The organism is Thiolapillus sp. (assembly GCF_048562965.1).
Classification (GTDB): Bacteria; Pseudomonadota; Gammaproteobacteria; order Chromatiales; family Chromatiaceae; genus Thiolapillus; species Thiolapillus brandeum_A.
The window spans coordinates 1-2870 of the sequence record NZ_JBHNMF010000419.1; the positions used below are offsets into that span (position 1 = coordinate 1).

Below are 2870 nucleotides of genomic sequence, written 5' to 3' on the forward strand. Positions count from 1 at the left end.
CCCTGAAGACCCGCCAACCGACTTGATATCAACTGCCGTGTTATACAGGCCCAGCAACTGTTTGGGTACCGATGTGAACACCTTAGCACCCAGTACAACCACTACAGCGCCATAACGCAACTTCTGAAAAAGCTGCTCCAGCCACGTGATCTGCTCCATCCGCTTATCAGATGCGATATCCTTCAGCCACGAGCCAAGGTATTTAACCTCATGCTTCCCGGCTTTCTTCAGCAGCGCACCGTGAACGCGCTCATCCCCCAAAACCTTCCGAACAGAATCCACAGCGCCCGTGTGTGAGATGTAATGGATAACCCGGTTGAAGTGACTGAAGATCACAGACGCATCCAGCAGCACCGGGTATATGGCATGCGTCCGCTCATAGGCAGCAGAAGGCCTTACCAACATACCAGGGGTCTGGCCGCCGTTCATCAGAGCCTCTGTGGACTCAAAGCGAGACAGGACATCCGCACCAGCCGCATCCCTATCCATTACAAGGGGATAATACCCCCCGGTTACAGGGCCATGCGGGGTCTCGATACGCAACCCATCCACCGGTTGCAGATCACGCCCATAGACCTTCCGGGTGACTTCGCGCAAAGGCTGAAACAGCATCTGCATGTGCTTCCAGATTGCCGAAACATGCTTCCATTCCTGCTCACCCAGCAAACCCATGACTTCCTGTACTACCGGGTGCATGAGCGTAGCACTCTCACCTTCGGCCAGAAGACCATAGCCTTGCAGCAACTTTGTCAAATTCTCGTAGTTGCCGATATTCAGCACGAACCCAATCACCTGTGAACCCGTCATAGTCTCAGGGAGCGAGGATCCCTTGATCTTCGTCTTCAGCGTGTACGTGCCCTTGAGGAACTTATACCAGCTATGGTCTGCGTGCATACCCGCAATCAGGGGCTTGACCACCTTACGGAACAGCTTATCCCGCGCAACCCCAGCCATGCGCATCGGACCATAGACCGCGCGCTCAAGCACCGACTGCTTCGCATCATTGCCCACAATCCGCCGCACCAGCCAGGGCACCGTAGACAAAGAAGCCATGAACTCCTGAAACCAGTCCGCTCCCTTCCGCCGCTCCGGTATATCCGGCATGGGCGACGCAATCACTTCCTGAACAATGCTCTCCGCCACCTGGTCAAGACTGGCATTCTCCTCATTGAGCAGAATAGACTTTGCCGTTTTTGCAGAATGTATCAGCATGTCCGCTGTATCCCGCATTGCCAGAAAATCCCCCAGTGTCAGGTCTTTGTAGTTCTTCACACCCGACAGAACGGTGTTGGCAGGCGGCGCAATGCCATCCGCATCCCGCTCCTCCAGCCAGGCATTCAGCACCTTATCCGCGCCCTCTACCAGATCATCCTTCAGCAGGCCTGCACGGTTGAGGAGCACCGCAAGCCGGGGCCAGTAGCTGCCCCCTGCATTCATCACCTGTGCACGGTACTTTGCCCGGTTGTATTTCTTCAGGCGCTTTGCCGCAGACTGCACCTGTTTCGTGTACTTAGACACAAGCACGACCATCTGTCGCAGAATGGCGCGCTGCTTTGCAAGATCCGCCTTCTCCTTGCTCCCTTCCGCGGCATTGGCATACGCTTCCGCCGCACGCAACTCCAGCCGGTGCAGCTTCGCCACACTCAGGTCCCTGATGGGCATCGTCATGATCTTGCGAATCGCCGCGGCTTTCAGGAAACTGGCATTCAGCAGGTCATCCCTGTTTCGAGACAACCGACGTGCTTCCGAAAGAAGCGCCTTTGCAACCTCCGGCGTGCGCACCAGCTCCATGGCCTTGAGCTTAATCTCCTCATTTGTCATGACCTCAGCTTCGGTGATCATGCCTTTGCGCATGAGATCCTTATAATGCCCCTTAGGTGATTTAGCATTGATCAGCCGGTCGTACAACGAAGCCGTGCCCCCTTCTCCCCCAATCAGATCATACAGATCATCGACCGTCATTCCGTCAGGTGAGTACACCATGTGCAAGGGATGTTCTTTCGAACGTGGCGGGATGTTGAGTGAAACCTTCTGATCACGCAACCGCAGCAGCAGCTGATAACCCGTGTCCGCTTCTACAGCAGACTGTACCTGCTCCCTGGCTTCTGAAGCGACCACCTGTAGCGCCTTCCTGCGTTCCTTGTGCAGCCACTTCTGGATCCTGCCAACCAGCGTAGAGGACCCTCTGGGTGCTCTGGATTTGCGCGAAATCACTTGTGTTGCCAGTGTGTCGTACCCCAGCTCCTTGTACATCACCTCAATATCATTCGACAGGCCCAGCATCTCACCAAACATAGCGTCCAGTGCCGGGTCATTGTTCACCTTCAGGAACTCTGTGCCCGCGTAAACCTGCTGAAGCCACTCCCGGGCAATGCTGTAGCTATCTCCCAGCAGTGCCGGGGCTTTGGCAGCATTGCCAAGGTACCGCTCAAACCCCGTAGCAAACCCTTCCTGCACATCCCGGTACGCCTTAGAAGCTTTGTCCTGACCGGTCAGCACAGCCTCGATGGCTTCCGGGGTCTGCCCCGTTGCCTTCGCAAAGGCCTCACCCAGATGCGATAACGTACCCATGCCGCTCTCAACATCGAACATGAAATGCGAGTATTCATGGAGAAACGTGCTCAGGTCCTGCGCCTCACCCAGAACCACACCCTCACCGGTATACATGCCCTTCACACCGTCAGGGAGCTGTTTGGCCCAGTCGCCCGATAAGGCCACTTGCAGCTTATTGAGGACCTCTACCGGGTTCTCCCCCGTCAGCAGCGCAACCCGTGACAGCCACGGCTTCAGAAACCGGGTCATCGTGTTCGCCAAACGCTTCGTAACACGCCCCGTGCCTGCCAGCTCCTGCGAGAACTGCTCAATGTGCG

At 56.2% G+C, this 2870-nt stretch carries 1 protein-coding gene; it reads right to left on the reverse strand.

Features of this window, described 5'->3' with window-relative positions; translation table 11 throughout:
* A partial coding sequence (locus ACOCD2_RS15720; RefSeq protein WP_419625779.1) for a hypothetical protein occupies positions 1-2802 on the reverse strand: 2802 nt, incomplete at its 3' end.
* Between the last annotated feature and the right edge of the window lie 68 nt (positions 2803-2870).